The sequence below is a fragment of the Pseudomonas sp. PB106 genome (genome assembly GCF_009764645.1).
Lineage (GTDB): Bacteria > Pseudomonadota > Gammaproteobacteria > Pseudomonadales > Pseudomonadaceae > Aquipseudomonas.
Genome location: NZ_RWIM01000183.1, coordinates 1 through 3,185, shown reverse-complemented (window position 1 = coordinate 3,185; position 3,185 = coordinate 1). Strand labels below are relative to the sequence as shown.

Annotated in this window: 1 protein-coding gene; it reads right to left on the bottom strand. The window is 61.1% G+C overall.

Annotation, left to right across the window (positions count from 1 at the left end; genetic code table 11):
• A partial coding sequence (locus EJA71_RS23150; RefSeq protein ID WP_371925725.1) for an immunoglobulin-like domain-containing protein occupies positions 1 to 3,185 on the bottom strand: 3,185 nt, incomplete at both ends.

Below are 3,185 nucleotides of genomic sequence, written 5' to 3'. Positions count from 1 at the left end.
CGCCGGTGATCGCATTGGTAATCGGGGCATGACCGGTCAGCGCATCGTTCGGCGCAATAGTGGTCACGGTGCCGGTGGTTTTGCCGACTTCGATGGTGATGCTTTGGCCGTTGGCCAAGGTCACCACAACCGGCGAGCCGGTCACTGGCGCACCAACGGAGGCGGTGTAGGTGACGGTGCCACCTTCCGCTGCCGATTCGGTAGCGGTCAGTTTGACGGTGGTTGTGTCGATGGTATCAGTGACGCTGGTCACGGCGGGTGCAGTGCTGGTCACCAGGTTTTCGAAGCTGCCGCCGGTTGCGGTTTTGATCGTTGCCTGGACGTTGCCGGCGTCTTTGTAGACGTCATCGGCTGGTGCGGCGACGGTCACAGTGCCGGTGGTTTCGCCAGCCTTGATGGTGATTACCGAGCCGTTGCTCAGGGTCACGGTGACTGGCGAGCCAGCAGCGTTGGTCAGAGTGGCGGTGTAAACAATCGAACCACCTTCAGCGACCGAGTTGGTAGCGCTGAGCGTCAGGTTTGTCGTGTCGACGGTGTCAGTGACAGTAGTCGAAACCGGCGTCTTGTCGGCCACGAGGTTTTCGTAGTTGCCGCCAGTAGCATTGGTGATCGAGTTGGTCAGTGGTGCATGGCCGGTCAACGCGTCGTTAGGCGCGGTGGTGGTCGCGGTGCCGGTAGTCTGGCCGAGGCCAATGGTGATCGTCTGACCGTTGGCCAGGGTCACGACAACCGGCGAGCCGGTCACTGGCGCACCAACGGAGGCGGTGTAGGTGACGGTGCCACCTTCCGCTGCCGATTCGGTAGCGGTCAGTTTGACGGTGGTGGTGTCGATGGTGTCGGTGACGCTGGTCACGGCTGGAGTTGTGCTGGTGACGAGGTTTTCGAAGCTGCCGCCGGTTGCGGTTTTGATCGTTGCCTGGACGTTGCCGGCGTCTTTGTAGACGTCATCGGCTGGTGCGGCGACGGTCACGGTGCCGGTGGTTTCGCCAGCCTTGATGGTGATTACCGAGCCGTTGCTCAGGGTCACGGTCACTGGCGAGCCCGCGGCGTTGGTCAGCGTGGCGGTGTAGACAATCGAACCACCTTCAGCGACCGAGTTGGTGGCGCTCAAGGACAGGTTTGTCGTGTCGACGGTGTCAGTGATAGTAGTCGAAACCGGCGTTTTGTCGGCCACGAGATTTTCGTAGTTGCCGCCGCTCACGTCGGTAATTGCGTTGGTAATCGGTGCGTGGCCAGTCAGTGCGTCGTTTGGCGCAGTGGTGGTCGCGGTGCCGGTTGTCTGGCCGAGGCCGATGGTGATCGTCTGGCCGTTGGCCAAGGTCACGACGACCGGCGCGCCAGTTACTGGTGCACCAACAGTGGCCGTGTAAGTGACGGTGCCACCTTCTGCTGCCGACTCGGTGGCGGTGAGTTTGACGGTGGTCGTGTCGACGGTATCGGTAACGTCGGTCACGGCTGGCGTGGTGCTCGGAACCAGATTTTCGAAGTTGCCCCCCGTGGCGTCCTTGATCGTGACTTCTACTTTGCCAGCGTCTTTGTAGACGTCATCGGCAGGTGCCGCAACGGTCACAGTGCCGGACGTCTTGCCCGCTTCGATGGTGATCACTGCGCCGTTCGACAGGGTCACGGTGACAGGCGAACCCGCCGCGTTGGTCAACGTCGCGGTGTAGGTGATCTGGCCACCTTCGGCCACGGTGTCAGTCGCTGACAGCGTCAGGTTGGTGGTGTCGACGGTATCGGTGACGTTGGTCGAAACCGGCGTTTTGTCGGCGACGAGATTTTCGTAGTTGCCGCCCGTGACACCCGTGATCGCGTTGGTGACTGGCGCGTGACCGGTCAACGCATCGTTTGGCGCGGTGAAGGTCACGGTGCCAGTGGTTTTACCCACTTCAATCGTGATGTTCTGACCGTTGGCCAGGGTCACGGTAACCGGCGAACCGGTCACTGGCGCACCTACGGTCGCAGTGTAAGTAACGGTGCCGCCTTCAGCCACGGAGGTGTCGGCGGTCAGTTTCACGGTCGAGGTGTCGATGGTGTCGGTCACTTCGGTGATCGCTGGAAGAGTGCTCGGTACCAGGTTCTCGAAGTTGCCGCCGGTGGCGGTGGAAATGGTTGCTTCGACTTTGCCTGCGTCCTTGTAGACGTCATCGGCTGGCGCCGGAACAGACACGGTGCCTGTGGTTTTGCCGGCTTCGATGGTGATCACGGCGCCATTCGACAAGGTCACTGTCACTGGCGAGCCCGCGGCATTGGTCAATGTCGCGGTGTAGAGGATCGAACCACCCTCGGCCACCGAACCGGTCGCCGTCAGCGTCAGATCGGTGGTGTCGACGGTGTCAGTCACGTTGGTGCTGACCGGAGTTTTGTCAGCCACGAGATTTTCGTAGTTGCCGCCGGAAACGCCTGTGATCGCGTTGGTAATCGGAGCATGGCCAGTCAACGCATCGTTTGGCGCAGTGGTGGTCACGGTCCCAGTGGTTTTACCGATTTCGATGGTGATGTTCTGGCCGTTGGCCAGGGTCACAATAACTGGCGAACCAGTCACTGGCGCCCCAACAGTCGCGGTGTAGGTGACGGTTCCACCTTCAGCGGCGGTTTCGGTCGCAGTCAGTTTGACCGTCGAAGTATCGATGGTGTCGGTAACGTCGGTGACCGCTGGCGTGGTGCTTGGAACCAGGTTCTCGAAGTTGCCGCCCGTGGCGTCCTTGATCGTGACTTCTACTTTGCCAGCGTCTTTGTAGACGTCATCGGCAGGCGCGGCGACGGTCACGGTGCCGGTGGTTTTGCCCGCTTCGATGGTGATCACCGCACCGTTCGACAGGTTCACGGTGACCGGCGTGCCGGCCGGATTGGTCAGCGTCGCGGTGTAAACAATCGAACCGCCTTCAGCCACAGTGCCGGTGGCGCTGAGCGTCAGGTCGGTGGTGTCGACCGTATCGGTGACGTTGGTCGAAACCGGCGTCTTATCGGCAACAAGATTCTCGTAGTTACCACCGCTCACGTCAGTGATCGCATTGGTCAGTGGTGCGTGACCGTTCAACGCATCGTTCGGCGCAACGGTGGTCACGGTACCAGTGGTTTTACCCACTTCAATCGTGATGTTCTGACCGTTGGCCAGGGTCACGGTGACCGGCGAACCCGTCACTGGCGCGCCAACTGTCGCGGTGTAAGTCACGGTGCCGCCT